The organism is Pseudomonas onubensis, from assembly GCF_965653655.1.
Classification (GTDB): domain Bacteria; phylum Pseudomonadota; class Gammaproteobacteria; order Pseudomonadales; family Pseudomonadaceae; genus Aquipseudomonas.
Map to the genome: position 1 here is coordinate 1 of NZ_CBFHAZ010000122.1, position 17,663 is coordinate 17,663.

The 17,663-nt window shown below is 60.1% G+C and carries 12 protein-coding genes; all 12 read right to left on the reverse strand.

The window, feature by feature from the left end; genetic code table 11:
- Nucleotides 1-353: 353 nt before the first annotated feature.
- Nucleotides 354-1,805, reverse strand: a complete 1,452-nt coding sequence (locus tag ACTD9P_RS26265; RefSeq protein ID WP_438869960.1) for a mannose-1-phosphate guanylyltransferase/mannose-6-phosphate isomerase — start codon at nt 1,803-1,805, stop codon at nt 354-356.
- Between the two features lie 150 nt (nt 1,806-1,955).
- Nucleotides 1,956-2,612: an alginate O-acetyltransferase AlgF gene (locus ACTD9P_RS26270; protein ID WP_016974208.1), complete on the reverse strand. Its 657-nt coding sequence runs from the start codon at nt 2,610-2,612 to the stop codon at nt 1,956-1,958.
- Nucleotides 2,613-2,628: 16 nt separating this feature from the next.
- Nucleotides 2,629-3,804, reverse strand: coding sequence for an alginate O-acetyltransferase (locus ACTD9P_RS26275; protein ID WP_438869961.1), 1,176 nt, complete (start codon nt 3,802-3,804; stop codon nt 2,629-2,631).
- Between the two features lie 11 nt (nt 3,805-3,815).
- Nucleotides 3,816-5,348 carry an MBOAT family O-acyltransferase gene (locus ACTD9P_RS26280; RefSeq protein ID WP_438869962.1) on the reverse strand — a complete coding sequence of 511 codons (1,533 nt, stop codon included), beginning with the start codon at nt 5,346-5,348 and terminating at the stop codon, nt 3,816-3,818.
- Between the two features lie 227 nt (nt 5,349-5,575).
- Nucleotides 5,576-6,685, reverse strand: coding sequence for a mannuronate-specific alginate lyase (locus ACTD9P_RS26285; protein ID WP_438869963.1), 1,110 nt, complete (start codon nt 6,683-6,685; stop codon nt 5,576-5,578).
- Between the two features lie 8 nt (nt 6,686-6,693).
- Nucleotides 6,694-8,154 carry an alginate O-acetyltransferase gene (locus ACTD9P_RS26290; protein WP_438869964.1) on the reverse strand — a complete coding sequence of 487 codons (1,461 nt, stop codon included), beginning with the start codon at nt 8,152-8,154 and terminating at the stop codon, nt 6,694-6,696.
- 11 nt (nt 8,155-8,165) lie between these two features.
- Nucleotides 8,166-9,734 carry a mannuronan 5-epimerase AlgG gene (gene algG / locus ACTD9P_RS26295; RefSeq protein WP_438869965.1) on the reverse strand — a complete coding sequence of 523 codons (1,569 nt, stop codon included), beginning with the start codon at nt 9,732-9,734 and terminating at the stop codon, nt 8,166-8,168.
- Nucleotides 9,734-11,221 (reverse strand): alginate export family protein, encoded by a 1,488-nt coding sequence (locus tag ACTD9P_RS26300; RefSeq protein ID WP_438869966.1) that lies wholly within the window; start codon nt 11,219-11,221, stop codon nt 9,734-9,736. Before ACTD9P_RS26300 ends, algG begins: the two co-directional genes overlap by 1 nt.
- On the reverse strand, nt 11,218-12,642 hold the full coding sequence (gene algK / locus ACTD9P_RS26305; protein WP_438869967.1) for an alginate biosynthesis TPR repeat lipoprotein AlgK: 1,425 nt from the start codon (nt 12,640-12,642) through the stop codon (nt 11,218-11,220). Before algK ends, ACTD9P_RS26300 begins: the two co-directional genes overlap by 4 nt.
- Before the next feature lie 90 nt (nt 12,643-12,732).
- Nucleotides 12,733-13,899: a PilZ domain-containing protein gene (locus ACTD9P_RS26310; RefSeq protein ID WP_438869968.1), complete on the reverse strand. Its 1,167-nt coding sequence runs from the start codon at nt 13,897-13,899 to the stop codon at nt 12,733-12,735.
- A gap of 36 nt (nt 13,900-13,935) precedes the next feature.
- Complete coding sequence (gene alg8 / locus ACTD9P_RS26315) at nt 13,936-15,417, reverse strand: mannuronan synthase (protein ID WP_438869969.1); 1,482 nt, start codon at nt 15,415-15,417, stop codon at nt 13,936-13,938.
- A gap of 106 nt (nt 15,418-15,523) precedes the next feature.
- The gene (locus ACTD9P_RS26320; RefSeq protein ID WP_438869970.1) at nt 15,524-16,840 is read right to left on the reverse strand and encodes a nucleotide sugar dehydrogenase; all 1,317 of its coding nucleotides are present in this window, start codon (nt 16,838-16,840) and stop codon (nt 15,524-15,526) included.
- Nucleotides 16,841-17,663: the final 823 nt, after the last annotated feature.

Sequence of the window (17,663 nt, forward strand, 5' to 3'; positions counted from 1 at the left end):
TCCCACGCTCTGCGTGGGAATGCATCCCGTGACGCTCTGCGTCACCCATGCACCGGGCGTGAGTCGGGACGCGGAGCGTCCCAGGCGGCATTCCCACGCGGAACGTGGGAACGATCAGTGGGCAGGATGGGGGCAGGGGTCAATGCTGGCGGGGTGCTTTGTCGATCGTTCCCACGCTCTGCGTGGGAATGCATCCCGTGAGGCTCTGCGTCACCCATGCACCGGATGTGAATCGGAACGCGGAGCGTCCCAGGCGGCATTCCCACGCGGAGCGCGGGAACGAGCAGCCCCCACCCAGCCCGTTGCGGATAGGGGACGCAACGGGCTGGATGAGGGCTTCTTGTACGACCGTGTTACTGCGCGATAGTTTTCACCGACACGCCACGCTCAACCGGCGTCGAGCGCCCGTAGATATCTTCGAAGCGTTCGATATCGTCTTCGCCCAGGTAGCTGCCCGACTGCACTTCGATAATCTCCAGCGGGATCTTGCCCGGGTTGCGCAGGCGGTGCACCGAGGCGATCGGGATGTAGGTGGACTGGTTCTCGCAGAGCAGGAACACGTTTTCGTCACAAGTGACTTCAGCCGTGCCGCTCACCACGATCCAGTGTTCGGCGCGGTGGTGGTGCATCTGCAGCGACAGGCACGCGCCCGGCTTGACCGAGATGTGCTTGACCTGGAAACGCCCGCCCATGTCCACCGAGTCGTAGGAGCCCCACGGGCGGTAGACTTCGCAGTGGTTCTGGGTTTCGCTGCGGCCCTGGTCGTTGAGGGTGCTGACCATCTGCTTGACGCCCTGGACCTTGTCCTTGTGGGCAATCATCATCGCGTCCTTGGTTTCCACCACCACGATATTGTCCAGGCCGATCACCGAGACCAGCTTGCCGTTGCCGTGGATCATGCAGTTGCGGCTGTCCTGGATCACCACGTCGCCTTTGCTGACGTTGCCGTTGACGTCTTTGTCATTGACCGCCCACAGCGAGGCCCAGCAACCCACGTCGCTCCAGCCGGCGCTCAACGGCACCACGCAGGCACGCTGGGTTTTTTCCATCACGGCGTAGTCGATGGAATTGTCCGGGCAGCAGGCGAAGGTGGACTCGTCGAAGGTCACGGTGTCGGCATCCTGCTCGCTGCGCTCCAGGGTCAGCACGCAGGTGTCGTAGATGTCCGGGTCGTGTTTTTTCAGCTCTTCAAGAAAACGGCTGGCGCGGAACAGGAACATGCCGCTGTTCCAGAAGTAGCCGCCGCTTTTGACGAACTCGACGGCGCGTTTTTCATCGGGTTTTTCCACGAACTGTTGCACGCGGCTCACGCCTTCAGGCAGCAGCGAATCGTTGCTGGACTTGATGTAGCCGTAACCGGTTTCCGGGCGGGTCGCCGGCACGCCGAACAGCACCATCTCGCCACGCTCGGCCGCCACAGTGGCCAGGGCCAGCGCGCGTTGCAGGGCTTTCTGGTCGTCGATCACGTGGTCGGCGGGCAGCACCAGCATCAGCTCGTCACGGCCTTCGTTGACCAGCATCATCGCAGTCAGGGCCACAGCCGGCGCGGTGTTGCGGCCGAACGGCTCCATCAGGATGCGTTGGCATTCGAGCTTACGCGTGCTCAGTTGCTCGTTGACGATGAAGCGGTGGTCCTTGTTGCAGACCACGATCGGGGCGTCCATGCCTTCGAACACCAGGCGCTCCAGGGTTTGCTGGAACAGCGTGTGCTCGCCGGTCAGGGCCAGGAATTGCTTGGGGAACTGTTTGCGGGAAAGCGGCCAAAGACGTGAGCCGCTACCACCGGAAAGGATTACTGGGATCATGGGTGTTTCTCCTTGAATCGATTTGGGTCAGAGCCTGTGGGAGGGGGCTTGCTCCCGAAAGCGGTGTATCAGTCAGCACACCTGTTACTGAACCACCGCATTCGCGAGCAAGCCCGCTCCCACATGGGGAGCGTCAAATTGAAAAGCTAATCAGCGGGTCGACACGGGGCGCTTGACCCACACTGGCGAAATGCTCGAACCCGAGCCGGTCACGTACAGCACCGCCGCTTCACCACGTTCCAAAGCCACCGGCTTCACATCGCCGACTTTCTTGTCACCGTCATACAACGCCAGGCTCACTTTCACCGGGTTGATCTCACGCTCGCCACGGCCCTTGGCGGCCACCGACTTGACCACATCGGTCTTGCCGTCGGCGGTTTTCAGGGTCAGGGCCTTGTCGCTGAGGTTCTGCACGCGCACCAGGGATTTCTGCTTGTTCTTGAAAGGCGGTTCTTCGATCAGTTGCGGCTGGCCGCTGCCGCTGTTAACCAGGGTGTAGTAATGATCGGCCGCGAGCTTGACCGGTACGGTCTGGCTGCCGACCTTGGCGCTGTAGTCGCCGCCCGGCATGAAGCTGAAGTCGCTGCTGGCCAGCGGCGCAACATCGCTTAAATTGGTCGCGCCGACGGTGGCGCTGACCTCCTGGTTCGACGCGTTGTAGACCCGCACGAAGCTGGAGCCTTTTGGCGCCGTCGGGCCGTACAGGGCGGCGTCGCCACCGGCGAAGGCAGACATCGATACGAAGCTCATGCCCGCTGCGATAGCCAGGGTTTTAGCGAGACGACGAGGAGTTGTAGTGAAAGTCATGTGAGTTACCTCTCTTTCAGTTTTGCGCCCGGTCGGGCGTCTCGGATTTTTTGAAGGTGTTGATTGCCATGTTCTGTTGGCGCGAACCGGCTTGTTTAAGCTGCGCAACCCACTGCGGGTCGGCATCACCGATTTCGTTGTTAACGGGCAGATAACGTTCCGGGAACTCCCAGATCAGCACCTGTGGCGGGCTGTTCTTGAAGTCATCGCTTTTCAGGTAGCTGAGCATCGGCAGGATCGGGCCGTGGCCGTCTTCGGAGTAGTTGATGACGTCGCTGTGCAAGGCCTGCTTGAGTGCGCCGACGAAGTTCCAGTTGGGGTTGGCGCTGTAGCTGGTGCCCACCAGTGCCACTGGGGTTTCGCTGTCGGCAAACAGCGCGTCGTCGCCTTTGTTTTCCGCCAGGTGCGTGACGCGTTTTTGCAGCGGCTCTTTAGGTGGCATCAGGTTTTCGAACAGCGGGTCCAGCGGCAGGAACAGGCGCAGGTCGCCTTTGTGCGGTTCGGTCTTCTCGGCTTCAGTGACAAAGCGCTGCGGCTCGCCGCTCAACGGCGTCTTGTCGGCAATGGTCCTGGCCAACTGCTTGGCAGCGATTTCCGCGCCGTCCGGGGTCCAGTGGGTGTCGGTGCGCAGGAACACTTGCGTGCCGCCAAGCTTGGCCTGTTGCAGCGGGCCAAGCAGGTCGGGCGCGATGATCTTGTCGGCCGCCACACGGGCATGGAAGTCCTGGTACAGGTTGGCGTGGATGCTCGCCGGTTTCACTTCACCCACGTGTTCCGGGTACAGGCGCACCTTGGCCGGCACGATCGCCATCACCAGTTGGATGCCCTGGGCCTTGAGCTTCTGGCGCACGCCTTCGACCAGCGCGTAGTTGCCTTGCAGGTTCTGGTCTTCGTTGACGATGGGGTTGAATTCCTCGTCGCTGTACAGCCAGTGGTCGCGGCCCAGCACCACGCCGGGGCGGCCTTCATTGAACAGCTTGTAGTCCAGCGCCGCCCAGAGGTTGGTGCCCAGGCGCTTGATCGGGAACTCATCGTCGTAGTGCGTCTCGACGGCCTTGGTCCAGCGCCCGTTGAGCACGGTGGCGTCGGCGTTGGTGCTGAAGCCGAAGAAGCTGCGCAGCGACCAGGCGCCCAGGGCCAGCAGCACCAGCAGGAACAGCGTGATATAGAGGACGCGAAATGAACGGGTCATGGTCGGCTCCCTCAGAATTGGAAGTAAAGGAACGGCGAGAAACTCTGCGCCGACAGTTTCAGAATCGACGCCACGAACAGCAGCAGCACCGTGGCGCGCATGGCGTAGCGTGGCCAGTCAGCGGTCCAGTAGGCCGGTTGCACGGCGGCGTCCTGGCCCACGCTGAAACCTGGCTGGTGGATGCTGCCGGGGTTGTCGCCCGGTACTGCCTTGATCAGGCTTGGGTCGGCGGGTTTGGCTTTTTCGGCAGGGCGGTTGGTGTAGAAGTCGCGCAGGCCAAAGAACGCCAACGTTGCATAGGCCACCACCAGCGTCGCCACTTGCAGGCCAGTGAGGCTGGCACGGTTGAGTTCTGACAGCGACCACTCGCCAAAGCTGAACATCGCGCCGTACATACGCCCGGCGACGTGCAGGTTTTCGGCGCGGAAGATCACCCAGCCCATCACCACCAGCAGGAAGGTGAAGGCCCAGCGCAGCAGATTGAAACTGCGTGGCGCGGTGTTCAGGCCGATGGCTTTTTCAATCGCCAGCCACATGCCGTGCCAGGCGCCCCACACGATGTAGGTGATGTTCGCACCGTGCCAGAGGCCGCCGAGCAGCATGGTCAGGAACAGGTTGCGGTAGGTGATCAGCGTGCCTTTACGGTTGCCGCCCAAGGTGATGTACAGATAGTCACGCAGCCAGGTGGACAGGCTGATGTGCCAGCGGCGCCAGAACTCGGTGATCGACTGGCTGATATACGGCTGCTTGAAGTTTTCCATAAAGCGAAAACCCATCATCAAGCCCAGGCCGATGGCCATGTCGCTGTAGCCGGAGAAGTCAAAGTACAGCTGCGCGGTGTAGGCCAGCGCGCCGAGCCAGGCGTCACCCGTGGTGGGGTTTTGCAGGGCGAAGCAATGGTCGGCCACCACCGCCAGGGTGTCGGCGATAAAGACCTTCTTGATGAAACCCTGCATAAACCGCGTGCAGCCCTCGGAGAATTTGTCGAGGGTGTGAGTGCGGTTGTTGAACTGGTCGGCCAGGTCGCGAAAGCGCAACACCGGGCCGGCAATCAGGTGCGGGAAGATCGCCACGAACGCCGCAAAGTCGATGAGGTTGCGGGTTGCCGGGGTATCGCCTCGGTAGACGTCGATGATGTAGCTGATGGACTCGAAGATGTAGAACGAGATGCCAATCGGCAACAGCACGTGGGTGAGGATAAACGGCTCCAGGCCCGCCGACTTCATCATCACATTGATGCTGTCGACGCCGAAGTTGGCGTACTTGAAGTAGCCGAGGATGCACAGGTCGACGGCCACGCCGAGCAACAGCCAGCGTTGGGCTGGTTTGGTGCGCACGCCGGCGGCACCGACCTTGAGGCCGATCCAGTAATTCCACAGCGTCACGGCGGCGAACAGTGCCAGGAAGTCCACTCGCCACCAGGCGTAGAACACGTAGCTGGCAATCAACAGCAGCAGATTGCGATAGCGTTGCCCGCTCAAGTAGTACAAGCCGAGAAAGATCGGCAAGAACAGAAACAGGAACACATTGGACGAGAAAACCATCCCGATCTCTCCATGTTTAACCAACAGTCAAGGGCCAACGGCCCCCCCAAACCCCCCACGATCTCGCGGGAAGGCGCTACTACATTTCTACTGACGAAACCGGCTCAAACTGTGGGAGCGGGCTTGCTCGCGAAAGCGGTGGTTCCGTAACGGATGTGTTGACTGACACTCCGCCTTCGCGAGCAAGCCCGCTCCCACATTGGGAACGCATTTCTTCAGTTAATTTGTCAGGAACCTTTGTTACCTTTTTCGTGCGACGGGTCGTAGACCTTGGTCAGGTCACCACCGAGGCGGAAGGTCTTGAACGGCTGCATGCCGTGCTTGCGCTCAAGCACATCCGGGGCGCAGGTGTAGAGGGTGCAGAAGGGCTCAAGCCAGGCAAATTTCATGTCTTCCTTGAGGTCTTTCATGTCCTGCTCTTTGCCGTTCTTCTGCTCGAAGATGTCCGGGTCTTTCACCCCGGCCAGCACCTTGTCGCCCAGGCGTTTGAGCGCGCCGTTATTTTCCTGGCGCAGGTCCACACCGTTGACCAGCGCAAAGCTGGCGATCATCGACAGCGGCGGCAGCGCGTAGTTGTGGTACGCCAGGGCGCGTTGCTGACGCTTCAATTCGTTGGGCAAGAAGCCCTGGGCGTCCACCTGGTTGGCGCCGACCTTGTATTCCTTTACCGCCCAATCAAACAGGTCTCGACGGTTGGTGGCGATGGACGTTGCCATCACCGACCACGCGGCCCAGTAGGAGTGGTTGTTGGTTTTATCCAACGGCAGGTTGTCCCAGTCGCTGACGACTTGATCCGCCAGCTTGTTGAACCAGGCTTCGATCAACTGCGATTCCTGCTGGTGGTTAGCCAGCGGGTGCGAGTCGGAGAACTTCAGGCGCACATAGGCCGAGGCCATGCTGCCCAGCGCCCATTTGCGCATGGACTTGCCGGTGTGGTTGAAGTCCTTGGACATCAACGCGTTTGCCCGAGCCCACGAAGCCAGCCAATTGAGGGTGCATTCCAACTGTTCCGGGCGGCCGTCGCGCATAAACTGCATCACGCGTTTGCTGGTGTCTTTTTCCAGCTTGGTGATGTCGGCAGTGCTGTCGCGAAAGGCTTTTTCCGATTGCACGTTCAGGGTGGCGCGGGCCTTGTCCGAGCCTTCGTACTTGCTGCGAAATTGCAGCGAACCGGTGTACGGCGCCGGCATGGCGTCGCAGTCATTCTTGAAGTCGCCGGTCTTGAATGCTTCCACCGGGGCGAAATAGCCCTGGGGTGGGCGCAGTGGTGCGGCGGCGTTGACTACACCTGCGAACATCGCCAGGCCCAGCAGCGTTGGAATCAATAATTTCTGCATAAGTAACCTCACTTCCCTAGCTGGGCGGTCTGTTGACCACCACTTGGGAACACGTTGCGTGTGCAAATTTTCGCTTCGACTTTCTGCGCGGCAGTGCCCGCTTCGGGGCCTTGCACTTCCACGGCCAGCAAGTTCTGCGAGGCCCAGTCTTCATCGGTGCGCAGTTCAAAGGCGAAACGCCCGTCTGTATCGGATGTTTCGGGTTTGTCGATCTTGATGTCCTCGTGGCGCCCGTTCATGTACCAGAGGGTGGCTTGCAGGGTTTTCACCGACGGGTCGGCGAAGCGGATATCGACCTGATGGTTGGCGTTGCGCAGGTCCTTGTTCGAGCTGTTGACCATCAACTCGTTCTTGCCGGGTTTGAGCGTGGTGCTGGCGCTCATTTGCGCAGGCTTGCCTTCGCAGCCGTTGTCGAGCAGCGCCATCATCTGGCGGTAGATGGTTTCCTGGTCGAGGCGGTACAACGGCGAGAATTCCCAGATAAGGATTTTCGGCGGCGTCTTCTGGAACTCGTCGCTGCCCAGGTACTGGATCATCGAGCCTTCCAGGCCACCGCCGGGGAAGGCAACGTTGAGAATGTCGGCACCGATTTCCTGCTCCAGGAAGCCGGCGAAGTTGTAGTTCTTGCCACTGTGGCTGGTGCCCACCAGGGTGATCTGCGGGTTGCCCGAATCGCCGAACAAGTCGCCATCACCGGCTTCGCCTTTGGGCTCGGTGGTGAATTGGTCCATGTACTGGATCGCGTAGCTGGTGCCGCACAGTTGCCCGGCCATGTTGTGCAGGGTGCCGGTCTTGCCCATGCGCCCGGAGCGTTTGGTCTCGAACTCGCGCTTGGGAATATCGGCAAACTCGGGCATGGCACGCACTTTGGCGCCGACGATTTTTGCCGTGCGCTGGGCGCCGTATGGGGTCCAGTGCTGGTCGCCACGGAAGTAGAAATCGTGAGCCGGCAGTTCATCCGGCTGCCCTTGTGATAAGTCTTCGTTGGTGAGCGGCGACAGGTCCGGCACCACATAACCCATCTTGGCGAAACGGCCGAGCATGGTTTTGTAATTGCCCAGCGCCTTGTCGAAATTGAACGCGGCTTTTTCCTCAGGGTTGAGCTTGTTGCGGTTCACCAGGCCGCGGGTCGGCTGGTACACCACCACCAGCTCCACGCCCTTGGCCTTGAACGCGTCGTGCAGTTGCTGCATGCGTTTGTAGCCGGCGGGGCTGGTGTCGAATTCGGTGCGCAAATCTTCCTGGGTACGGAACAGCCAGTCGCCCTGGGCTTGTACCAGGGTAGTGAAATTCTGCTGGTAGCGCGTGGTGTAGTTCTTTGCGTCATGGGCGGCCGGGCACAGGCTGCAGCACGGTTCGGCGGTAAAGGTCGGTGCCTTGATTTCGTCGGCGCGCACGCCCTGGCTGGCCGCCAGCAGGCCGAGGGTCAGACCCGAGAGGCTCAGCAGTTTGATCATGTGTGGGTGCATAAGGGTCATCCTCAGTCCAGCATTTGGGTCTGGCGTTCGACAGGGTCGATCAGCACGGCTTTCTGCTGGCGCACCAGCAGGTCGAGAATCTCTTCCTGGCGATCGCCCAGCACACCGGCAAAGCTGATGCCGCTGGATTTGGTCGGCGCCAGCATCGACACGCGGTACAGCTCAATGCTCAACGGCGAATCAATCGACAGCGGCCCGCTGCCGTTGCCGGCCAGCTCGCCGCCGACCACGATCAGCGAGACTTTCGCGTCGAACGGGTCGAGGGCGATGTCGCGGTCGGTGTCGGTCAAGTCCTTGATGTGCCCGTACACGCCGGTCAGGCCGTTGGCCATGGCAGTGTTCTCATACAGGCGAATATTCACGCTGTTACGCACACGGATGCCGTGGCGACGGTTGGCGATGACCTTGTTGCCCCACAACAGGTTATCGCCGCTCTCATAGAGGGTGATGCCGTCGGTGTGGTTGCGGTAGATCTCGTTGTCGGCGATCAGGTTGTTGACGCTGTTACGGTCGATCACCAGGCCCGAGAGCTTGTTGTCGTAGCTGCGGTTGTTGAAGATAAAGCTGTCGTTGACCTCACGGGAAATGATGATGCCGTGCTTTTTCTTGGTGCCGTAGACGGTGTTGTCGGCAATGATCAGGCCGTGGGAACGGTCGTGAGGGTCGATGCCGTAGACGATGTTGTCTTTGTAGGTGTTGCCCTTGATCACAAAGCCGGTGGTCTCGTAGCAGTAGAAGCCATACCACATGTCCGAGAACTCGGAATCGATGATCCAGCCGGTCGGTTCCGCACGCTTGAGCACCTTGGCCATGTTCGGCGTGTACTGGGAAATACTCACGCCGTAAGACTTACTGTTGGCGTAGCCGAAGCTGGCCATCTTGGTCTTGGAGATGTAGGTTTCGGTGCCGCCCCAGGCCAGCAGGAACGGGCGAAATTCCTTGGGCGACTTGAACAGCGCCGGGCCGTTGGCCTTTTCGTCCCAGCCGGTGATTTTGGTGTCACGTACAAACAGCTGGCCGTCGTTGATCAGGAACGAACCGGCTTGCTGGGACAGGCGCAGCTCCTGAGTCTTTTTGTCGATGTCGAGGATGCCTTTGCGCCCGACCACAATCGGCAGCTTGGCCAAAAACACCCCCGGCGAGGTTTCGCTGAGGTACTGCTTGGGCACTTTGCCGAGCAGGTCCTTGAGGTTCAGGTAGCCGTCGTCGACAAAGATCGCCTGGGGAATGCCGTGCTGGCGCACCACCCATTCGGCCATCTTGTTATCGCCGCCGATAAAGTCCTTGAGCGCGTCTTCCTGCATCATGCGGCGGATGCTGACTTTGCCCGGCTTGTTGCGCACGATCTTCTTTTCCATCGCCGCCGCGGTGTAGCCACTCAGGTCGGGCAGCGCAGGCTTGGGCAGTTCCAGCGGCGCGGTGGGCGGGCTGGAAATGGTGTAGGTCTTGGCCTGTTGCAGTTCCTTGGCGATGGTCGGCGCTTTGGCTGCCGTATCGGCAAAGGCTGTGGCGCTGGCCATCAGCATTGCCGCGACGAGTAGGCTTTGAGCATTCATTGCGCAGGCTCCCATCAGAATTTCCAGATCACGTCGACAAACGCGCGGTGCATGTACGAGTCGACCTGGCTGCCGTAGGCGTCACCCGGCTTGAACACGCCTGCACGAAAGCGCACCAGCGCCGACGGCTCGTCGATTGACTGGCTGAGGGCGGCCGGCAACAGGCCCTTTTTGAAGTACTTGGTGACCACCAGGTCCATCTCCTGACCCAGGTCTTTTTTGCCGTCTTCCAGCGGTAACGAGGTGCTGGAAAGGATCGCGCCGGTCACGTCGTCGGTGTTGTTCTGCACCGCATCGATGCCGTTGCTGCCCACCGGCTTGTTGCCGTCCACACGCCAGAATTTGTGATAGACCAGGCTGGCGTCGTAGTCCTCGCGCAACTGCCAGGAACCGAACAGGCTCATGGACTGCATGTTGTTCATCTCACCACGAAACGCCTCGCCAAAACGATGCACGCGGGACTGAGTGCCGGTCCAGTTCGAACGGTTGCTTTGCAGGCCGTTCTGTTCGTACTCGGCGCTGGCGCGGGAATAAGCCGCACCGACTTGCCACTGCGGGTCGAGGCGCAGGCGCACGCCGATGTCAGTGGCCCAGCCATTCACGTCGTCGCTGCGCTTGGCCTGGGTTGGGCGGGTACCGTCGGCGTTGAGGGCGTTGACCGTGTCGCGGTTGCCTTTCATGCCGGTGACGCTGGCCCAGTAGTTAACCGTATTGGTGTTGCGCCAGTTGTAAGCGTCGCTGTTGGCTTCGATGCCGAGCCAGGTCAGGTCGCCGTTTTCGCGCTTGTCCAGCGGGTCGCTGGCCACGCCCGGTTCGGCGTAGTCGAGCTTGCCGTCGTCATGGGTGTGATGACCGCGCAGGCCTATCCACTGACCCGGCGTCCACTGGTAGGCGGCGTCGGCGTAGAAATGCTGACGGTCCTTGTCCTTGGGCGACAGTTCCTTGAGGTCGGTACGGTATTCGCTGAAGCGTTCGGCGGCGCCCACATTGGCCTTGAGCAAGGTGGTGTCGAAGGTCCAGTTCAGCGCTTCGATATTGGTGTCGCGCCATTGACCGTCGTCATTGCGCAGGCGCTGGCGACCGAACTTGAGGATCTCGCCAGGGTAGGGCGTAAAACCGCTGTAGCCGACCCAGAACTCGCGCAGGGCTAGGTAGTTTTTCTTGGCTTTGCGGTCGTCGTTGCTCGATTGCTCGGTAGTGTCATCGGCGGACTGTTGCAGGGTGTCGGTCTCGATGATGTCGCTGGAGGTCACGGCCTGGCCCATGGCGTAGGCGCTCCAAGCGCCGCTTTCGCCGTAGACCCACGGGCGCAGGTCGAGGCCGATGCCGTTGACGTCACCGCCTTTTTGCGTGCCAAGGTCGCGGTCATCTTCGGACTGTGCGGTGGCTTTGACTTCCAGGCCGAAGTTCTTGGCTTCGGTGAGCGCAGCCAGGGTCGGGCACGACCACAGCAGGGCGAAGGTCAGGCCGATTCCGGCCTTGACGAATGGGTTGAGCTTCATAGGGATTCCTCGCCGTCTTCTTCTTGCAGGGCGTGCAGTTGCAGCGTGCTCTGGGCCAGGGTGCCGCGTGCGGCCAGCTCCTGTTGCACCAGGCGTTGGCCTTCGGCGCGTTGCTCAGGCGTCAACGGGGCTTCGAGCTGCGTGGCCAGGTCATTCGCTTCTGGCGTGTCCTGGGCTTTAGCCAGCTGGCTGAAGACATAGGCGTTCAATGGGTCGGGCTTGGTGCCCTTGCCCTGGGAAAACAATTGCGCGATGGCGAAGTCGGCGCTGTTCTGGCCGTTGCGTGCAGCGGTCAGCAAGTGGTCGAGGGCTTTTTGCGAGTAGACCTTGCCCAGGTAGCCACGGCGATAGATCTGGCCGAGGTAATAATCGGCGGCGACTTCACGGCCCACGGCTTTTTCGAAATGCGCTTCGGCGGCCTTGGCGTCTGCCGGTACCCATTTGCCTTCGTAGTAGAGCTTGCCCAGCAACAGCTCGGCGCGCGGCTGGTCGGCGGCGCGGCCGTTGTCCAGGTACTTCATCATCTGGTCGACGTCGCCCAGTTCGGGGAAGTCGTAGAGCAGTTGCGCCAGGCTGACCCAGGAGGCCGGGTAGCCGGGGGCGATTTTTTCCAGCAGGGCCTGGGCGGTTTTTTCATCCGGCTGGCCGAGGGTCGCGTCACCCAATACGCGGGCTACGCTGTCGACGCGCTGGGCGGTGACGGTGCCACGGGCGTAGCCTGCTTCCAGCTGCTTGAGCAACTCGGCTTGTTTTTCCGACTCGGCTTTTTTCTGGTAGACCGTGGCCAGTTCGACGTAGCAGATATCGGTGGTGTTCAGCGCCGCCTTGCAGATGCGCTCTACATCATCCAGGTGCTGGTCGTAGGTGCCCTGGGTGCGATACAGCAGCACTTGGGCCAGACCTGCTTCCGGGTAACCTGCCGCCTGCCATTTGCTGATCTGTTGCTGGGCGTTCACGTTGGGAAAGCTGTGCGGGTATTGCAGGTACAGCATCGCCAGCGGGATCAGGGTGTTGCCTTCGCCATTGGCAAAGGCTTTTTTCAACAGGCCTTCGGCTTCGTGTTGTTCGGCTTCGGTTGCGCCGGTTTTGGCCACCAGTAGACGACCGAGGCGGGCTTGAGCGCGTGGCGAAGTATCGGCGGCGGCACGGTAAGTGGCTTCGGCCTGGCGGATCTGCTCGGGGTCGCGGGTGGTTACCTGGATGTCAGCCAGGCCGACTTGGGCTTCGCTGTAACCGAGGTCGGCCAACTGCTGGTAATTCTGCTGGGCGGTCACGGTGTCGCCGCGCTTTAGAGCTTCATTGGCCAGGCGTTGATCGGGCAGACCGGCGCAACCGGCCAGAGAGACCGCCAATGCCAATGTGCACAGAGATCCAATGTGGGAGCGGGCTTGCTCGCGAAGGGGCCCTGTCAGTTGGTACATGTGTTGGCTGACAAACTGCTTTCGCGAGCAAGCCCGCTCCCACATTGACCTGGGTGTATTTGAGAGAGTCATCACAGGCATGTCCTCCGCTTACAGACCGTGAGCCATGGCTTTATCGATCAGCCAGTTCAACGAAGGGCCACGGTCGCTGGTGACTTCCACCGGGCGCCCGGCATAGGTGCTGTCCAGCGGTGCGTCCGGCTTGATCTGCACGCGAATGTCGGAGGACAAGTCGGCGCTGTTCAGGCTGGTGCTGCTGACGATGGTGCCGGTGCGCAGCTGTTCTTCGTCGGCCACCTGGAAGCTCACCTGTGTACCTGGGCGCACGTCAGCGAACTGGCGATAGGTAAAGCGCGCTTCCACATTGGCCAGGCTGCCGCGTGGCACCAGTTGGAAGATCACATCGCCTTTGCTGGCGTACTGGCCGTCGGCGACCAATTGCTGGGCGACCACGCAATCGCACGGCGAGGTGAGGGTGCCGGTCATTTGCTTGCCGAACAGCTCTTCGACCTTGGCCGGTTGCAGTTGGTCTTCGTCCAGATGGCCCTTGAGCACATCGAGCATGCTGGTGCTGAACGTCGCCAGTGGCGCGCCTTTGGCTGCAACCGCGTCACCTTTGAGCAGGCTTTGCACGGTGCCGTCGCGCGGCATGGTCACGTTCATGCCGGGCACGCTGACGAGGCCGGCCTGGGCGTGGCTGACGAAGTACATGCCATAGACCGACTTGAACACAAAACCGAACGCGGCGAGGCCGACAATGAAGATCCCGGCGCTGAACACCACGGCGCGCAGGCGACCGAAAGCGCTCATGCCGCTGCCGCCGTCCTTGACCTTGCGCGCCTTGGTGAAGTTGTCGCGTTGCAGCGTGGCCAGCACGTCGCCCATGGTCACGATGTCGCCGGACAGGTGCGAAGTGATCAGGTGACGCAAGGTGGAAATATCCTGGGCGTCGAGGTTCTGGAACTGGCAACCGGTGCGGCCGCTCTGGCGGTCGTAGGAGCGAATTTGCAACTCCACGTCCATCGCCAAACCGAGGTTATCGATCACGAACTGCAAGCGGCCCTTGTGCACTTCACCGACGGTCAGCGGCTGGGTGGCGGTGAACGCCAGGCCACCGGCGGACAGGTCGATCACCCGTGCTTCGGTCTGGGTGCGGTCGGTATTGAAGAACCGCAGCTTGGCCGGGATTTTGACCCGGGCATGTTGGCGCTGGGCTTCGGATTCGTGGACAACGTTGGCGTTTACTGGGCTGTTCATATGTTCGATTTCCTAGTTAATTCAGGCTTGGCTGGGTCAGACCATCATCAGCAACACGGCGACGAAAATGCTGCCGGCGGAGAAGGTCATGGTCCGAGACGACCAGGTGTTGAACCAACGTTGAAAGCTGGCCAAATCGCGGGTCAGTTTGGTGTCCTGGCGGGTCCAGGACTGTTGATCAAGGCGGAAGAACACGTAGATCTTCACCAGCGCGCCCATGATCTGGTTGTAATAGAGAATCACCGGGTAGGCCGGGCCGATCTTGTGGCCGGAGCACGACAGCAACAGGGTCAGAATCAGGCGGGTGATGCCGATCCACAGCAGGTACGCGAGGATGAACGCGCCGCCGTATTTGAATGTGGCGATGATCGCCACGGTCAGGCCGAGCAGCGAGGTCCACATCGACACACGCTGGTCGAACAACACGATGCTGGTGAACAGGCCCAACCGACGCATACCCAGGCCCAGGGCGCGGGAGTTCTGGCGCAGGTTGTTGCCGTACCAGCGGAACATCAGTTTGCGGCTGGCCTTGATAAAGCTCTTTTCCGGTGGGTGTTCCACGGTGTGGATCGCGGCGTCGGGCACGTAAAAGGTGTCGTAGCCCAGGCGCATCAGGCTGAACCAGCTCGACTTGTCGTCACCGGTCAAAAACTTGAAACGGCCCAGGCGCCAGTGTTGCAGCGAGTCGCTTTCCACGTCGGCGATAAAACCCGGGTCGGTCACTACGTTGGCACGGAACACCGACATACGGCCGGTCATGGTCAGTACGCGCTTGGACAGGGCCATGGAGCACATGTTGATGTGGCGCTGGGCGAAGCGCAGCTTGTGCCATTCGCTCATGATGTAGCCGCCGCGCACTTCGCAGAATTCATTGGTGGTCAGGCCGCCGACATTGCCGAACAGCTGGAACCACGGCACGGTCTTGCGCACTACACCTTCGGCGAGCACGGTGTCGCCATCGATCACGGCCACCACGGCACGGTCGTCCGGCAGGTGGCGCGAGATGGCGCGGAAACCAAAGGCCAGACCGTCGCGTTTGCCGGTGCCGGCGATGCGCACGAAGTCGAGCTTTACGCGTTCCGGTGGGTTCATGCGTTCCCACAGGCTTTTCACCAACAGCTCGTCGGACATCTCCACCAACGAGCACACCACGGTGGTTGGGAAGCCACAGTCGATGGCCTCGCGAATCACCGAGCTGTAGACCTGCGCGGTGGTCAGCGCGTCGATACGGAAACTGGTGACCATGAGGAACACATGGGACGGGTCGGCGGCCTTGCCCAGCTTGCGCACCTTGCGGCGCAAGTGCGGGTAGACCACGTACAGGAACAGCATGCCGCGAAAGAAATGCGTAGCACCCATCGAGTAGCGCCAGATACCGACGGCGCCAATCAGGAAAATAAAATTCTTCGACTGCGAGTCGAACGTACTCGCCGGCAACAGCAGGGCGAGACCCATCAGCAGGCTGAGGAAGAACAACCAGCCGGCCGATTGCAGTAATACATGTTTTAACTTGGACATAAGCGTCATCCGAAGGTGGTGAAAGCGGCAAGTTGCAAGCCGCAAGCTGCAAGTGGAAATGCTTTTACTTGCAGCTCGAGGCTCGAAACTTGCCGCTGCTCTTCTGTTACCAGCAAATGCCTTCGGTACGGCCACTGACACTGGTGGCCTGGGACATGAAGCCCACCAAGTCGATCACCTGTTTGCCGTGAGGTGCGTTGTGCGCCAGGGCACGGAATTTCTCGTCACGGTTGCCGAGGATGATCACGTCGCAGTTGTTGATCACGTCGTCGAAGTCGGAATTGAGCAGCGACGACACATGCGGGATCTTGCCTTCGATGTAGTCCTTGTTTGCACCGTGGACACGGGCGTATTCGACGTTGCTGTCGTAGATGCTCAGGTCAAAGCCCTTGCCGATCAGCATTTCCGCGAGTTCCACCAGCGGGCTTTCGCGCAGGTCGTCGGTGCCGGCCTTGAAGCTCAGGCCCAGCAGGGCAACTTTGCGTTTGTCGTGGCCGGCGACGATATCGAAGGCGTTCTGCACCTGGGATTCGTTGCTGCGCATCAGCGAGTTGAGCAGCGGCGCTTCCACGTCCAGCGAGCTGGCGCGGTAGGTGAGGGCGCGCACGTCTTTGGGCAGGCACGAACCGCCGAAGGCGAAACCTGGGCGCATGTAGTACTGGGACAGGTTGAGGGTCTTGTCCTGGCAGACCACTTCCATCACTTCGCGACCATCGACACCCACCGCCTTGGCAATGTTGCCGATCTCGTTGGCGAAGGTGACCTTGGTGGCGTGCCACACGTTGCAGGTGTACTTGATCATCTCGGCGACGGCGATGTCCTTGCGAATGATCGGCGCGTCGAGCTCTTCGTACAGCGATTGCAGGACATCGCCGGAGGCTTTGTCGAATTCGCCGATGACGGTCATCGGCGGCAGGTCGTAGTCGGCGATGGCCGTAGATTCACGCAGGAACTCAGGGTTCACCGCCACGCCGAAGTCGACACCGGCTTTTTTGCCGGAGCAATCTTCCAGAATCGGGATCACCACATTGGCCACGGTGCCCGGCAATACGGTGCTGCGCACCACAATGGTGTGACGGGTGGTTTTGTCACGCAGGACAAAACCGATCTCGCGGCATACCGCTTCGATGTAGTTGAGCTCCAGGTCGCCGTTCTTCTTGCTCGGCGTGCCCACGCAAATCATCGACAGGTCGGTATCGCGGATGGCGTCGGCGAAGTTGGTAGTGCCACGCAGTCGACCGTTTGCGATGCCTCGGCTCAACAGTTCGCCCAGACCCGGTTCAACGATCGGCGATTTACCCGCGTTGATCAGGTCGATCTTATCCTTGGAGATGTCTACGCCGACCACTTCGTGGCCACGGGCAGACAGGCAACCGGCACAGACTGCGCCAACGTAACCCAAACCAAATATGCTGATACGCATCGCAATTACCTCGTTGTTTAATACAGGCCATTAGATGGCTGGAGTTCATGTTTGCAAGCGTCACTGATGCCGCGAAAGTTGGGCGAATAGACGCCGACTTACCGCGTGCAGGCATGTTTAATGACGAGTGACTAATAAGTGCACCCAAGGTGTGCGCAACGTGGCCTTGTTATTGGAGCTTGCCCTGAAATGCAGCCGGCCTTCCTGGGAGAAGGGCCTGGCGTCAGTGCCGCAGGGCCTTGATAGAGGCTGATAGCCTTTAAATATCAATGCCTTGGGTTGTCTCACTGACCCATTAGGGGAAGCTTGGCCTTGGCCTTATAGTGTGTGGCAATTCATCCTTATTGCCGCTATCAATTAATCAATTGGCAATATGACTCCTGAGTCAAAGTTGAAATATGACAACTTTGCTACTTCCGTGGGTTGGTCATGTAAGTCATCTCTTACAGCAACAGAGAATTTCGTTACCGGTGGTATGAGCGGTGCTTTAGGGTGAAGTTCCTGGCCGCTCATCCTGTTTCCGGAAATTTCTTGAAATATTAGAAAAGATGGCACTGGTACTATATTGATAGCACTTGCTATTTGGGCGAGTGGTTATGGGGCGTTGAAGAGAGGGGATAGTTTTGTGCCACTAGTGTTTGAAAAAGGTGGTGCCACTACGAAAAAAAATGACGAATGTCGAGTGAAAGATTCGTTAGTAATCTGAGTGAAAGTTTTTTGACGCCAAACAAATGACGATTCGGGGCGTGAAATACAGACAAAAATGTGGGAGCGGGCTTGCTCGCGAATGCGGTGTATCAGTCAGAGTACCTGTTACTGACAG

Bases quoted from the DNA above. Each gene is read 5' to 3' on its own strand.
- alg8 (WP_438869969.1), bottom strand. From the start codon at position 15,417: ATGTCCAAGTTAAAACATGTATTACTGCAATCGGCCGGCTGGTTGTTC.
- ACTD9P_RS26265 (WP_438869960.1), bottom strand. From the start codon at position 1,805: ATGATCCCAGTAATCCTTTCCGGTGGTAGCGGCTCACGTCTTTGGCCG.
- ACTD9P_RS26270 (WP_016974208.1), bottom strand. From the start codon at position 2,612: ATGACTTTCACTACAACTCCTCGTCGTCTCGCTAAAACCCTGGCTATC.
- ACTD9P_RS26285 (WP_438869963.1), bottom strand. From the start codon at position 6,685: ATGCAGAAATTATTGATTCCAACGCTGCTGGGCCTGGCGATGTTCGCA.
- algG (WP_438869965.1), bottom strand. From the start codon at position 9,734: ATGGGAGCCTGCGCAATGAATGCTCAAAGCCTACTCGTCGCGGCAATG.
- algK (WP_438869967.1), bottom strand. From the start codon at position 12,642: ATGTACCAACTGACAGGGCCCCTTCGCGAGCAAGCCCGCTCCCACATT.
- ACTD9P_RS26290 (WP_438869964.1), bottom strand. From the start codon at position 8,154: ATGCACCCACACATGATCAAACTGCTGAGCCTCTCGGGTCTGACCCTC.
- ACTD9P_RS26320 (WP_438869970.1), bottom strand. From the start codon at position 16,840: ATGCGTATCAGCATATTTGGTTTGGGTTACGTTGGCGCAGTCTGTGCC.
- ACTD9P_RS26275 (WP_438869961.1), bottom strand. From the start codon at position 3,804: ATGACCCGTTCATTTCGCGTCCTCTATATCACGCTGTTCCTGCTGGTG.
- ACTD9P_RS26310 (WP_438869968.1), bottom strand. From the start codon at position 13,899: ATGAACAGCCCAGTAAACGCCAACGTTGTCCACGAATCCGAAGCCCAG.
- ACTD9P_RS26280 (WP_438869962.1), bottom strand. From the start codon at position 5,348: ATGGTTTTCTCGTCCAATGTGTTCCTGTTTCTGTTCTTGCCGATCTTT.
- ACTD9P_RS26300 (WP_438869966.1), bottom strand. From the start codon at position 11,221: ATGAAGCTCAACCCATTCGTCAAGGCCGGAATCGGCCTGACCTTCGCC.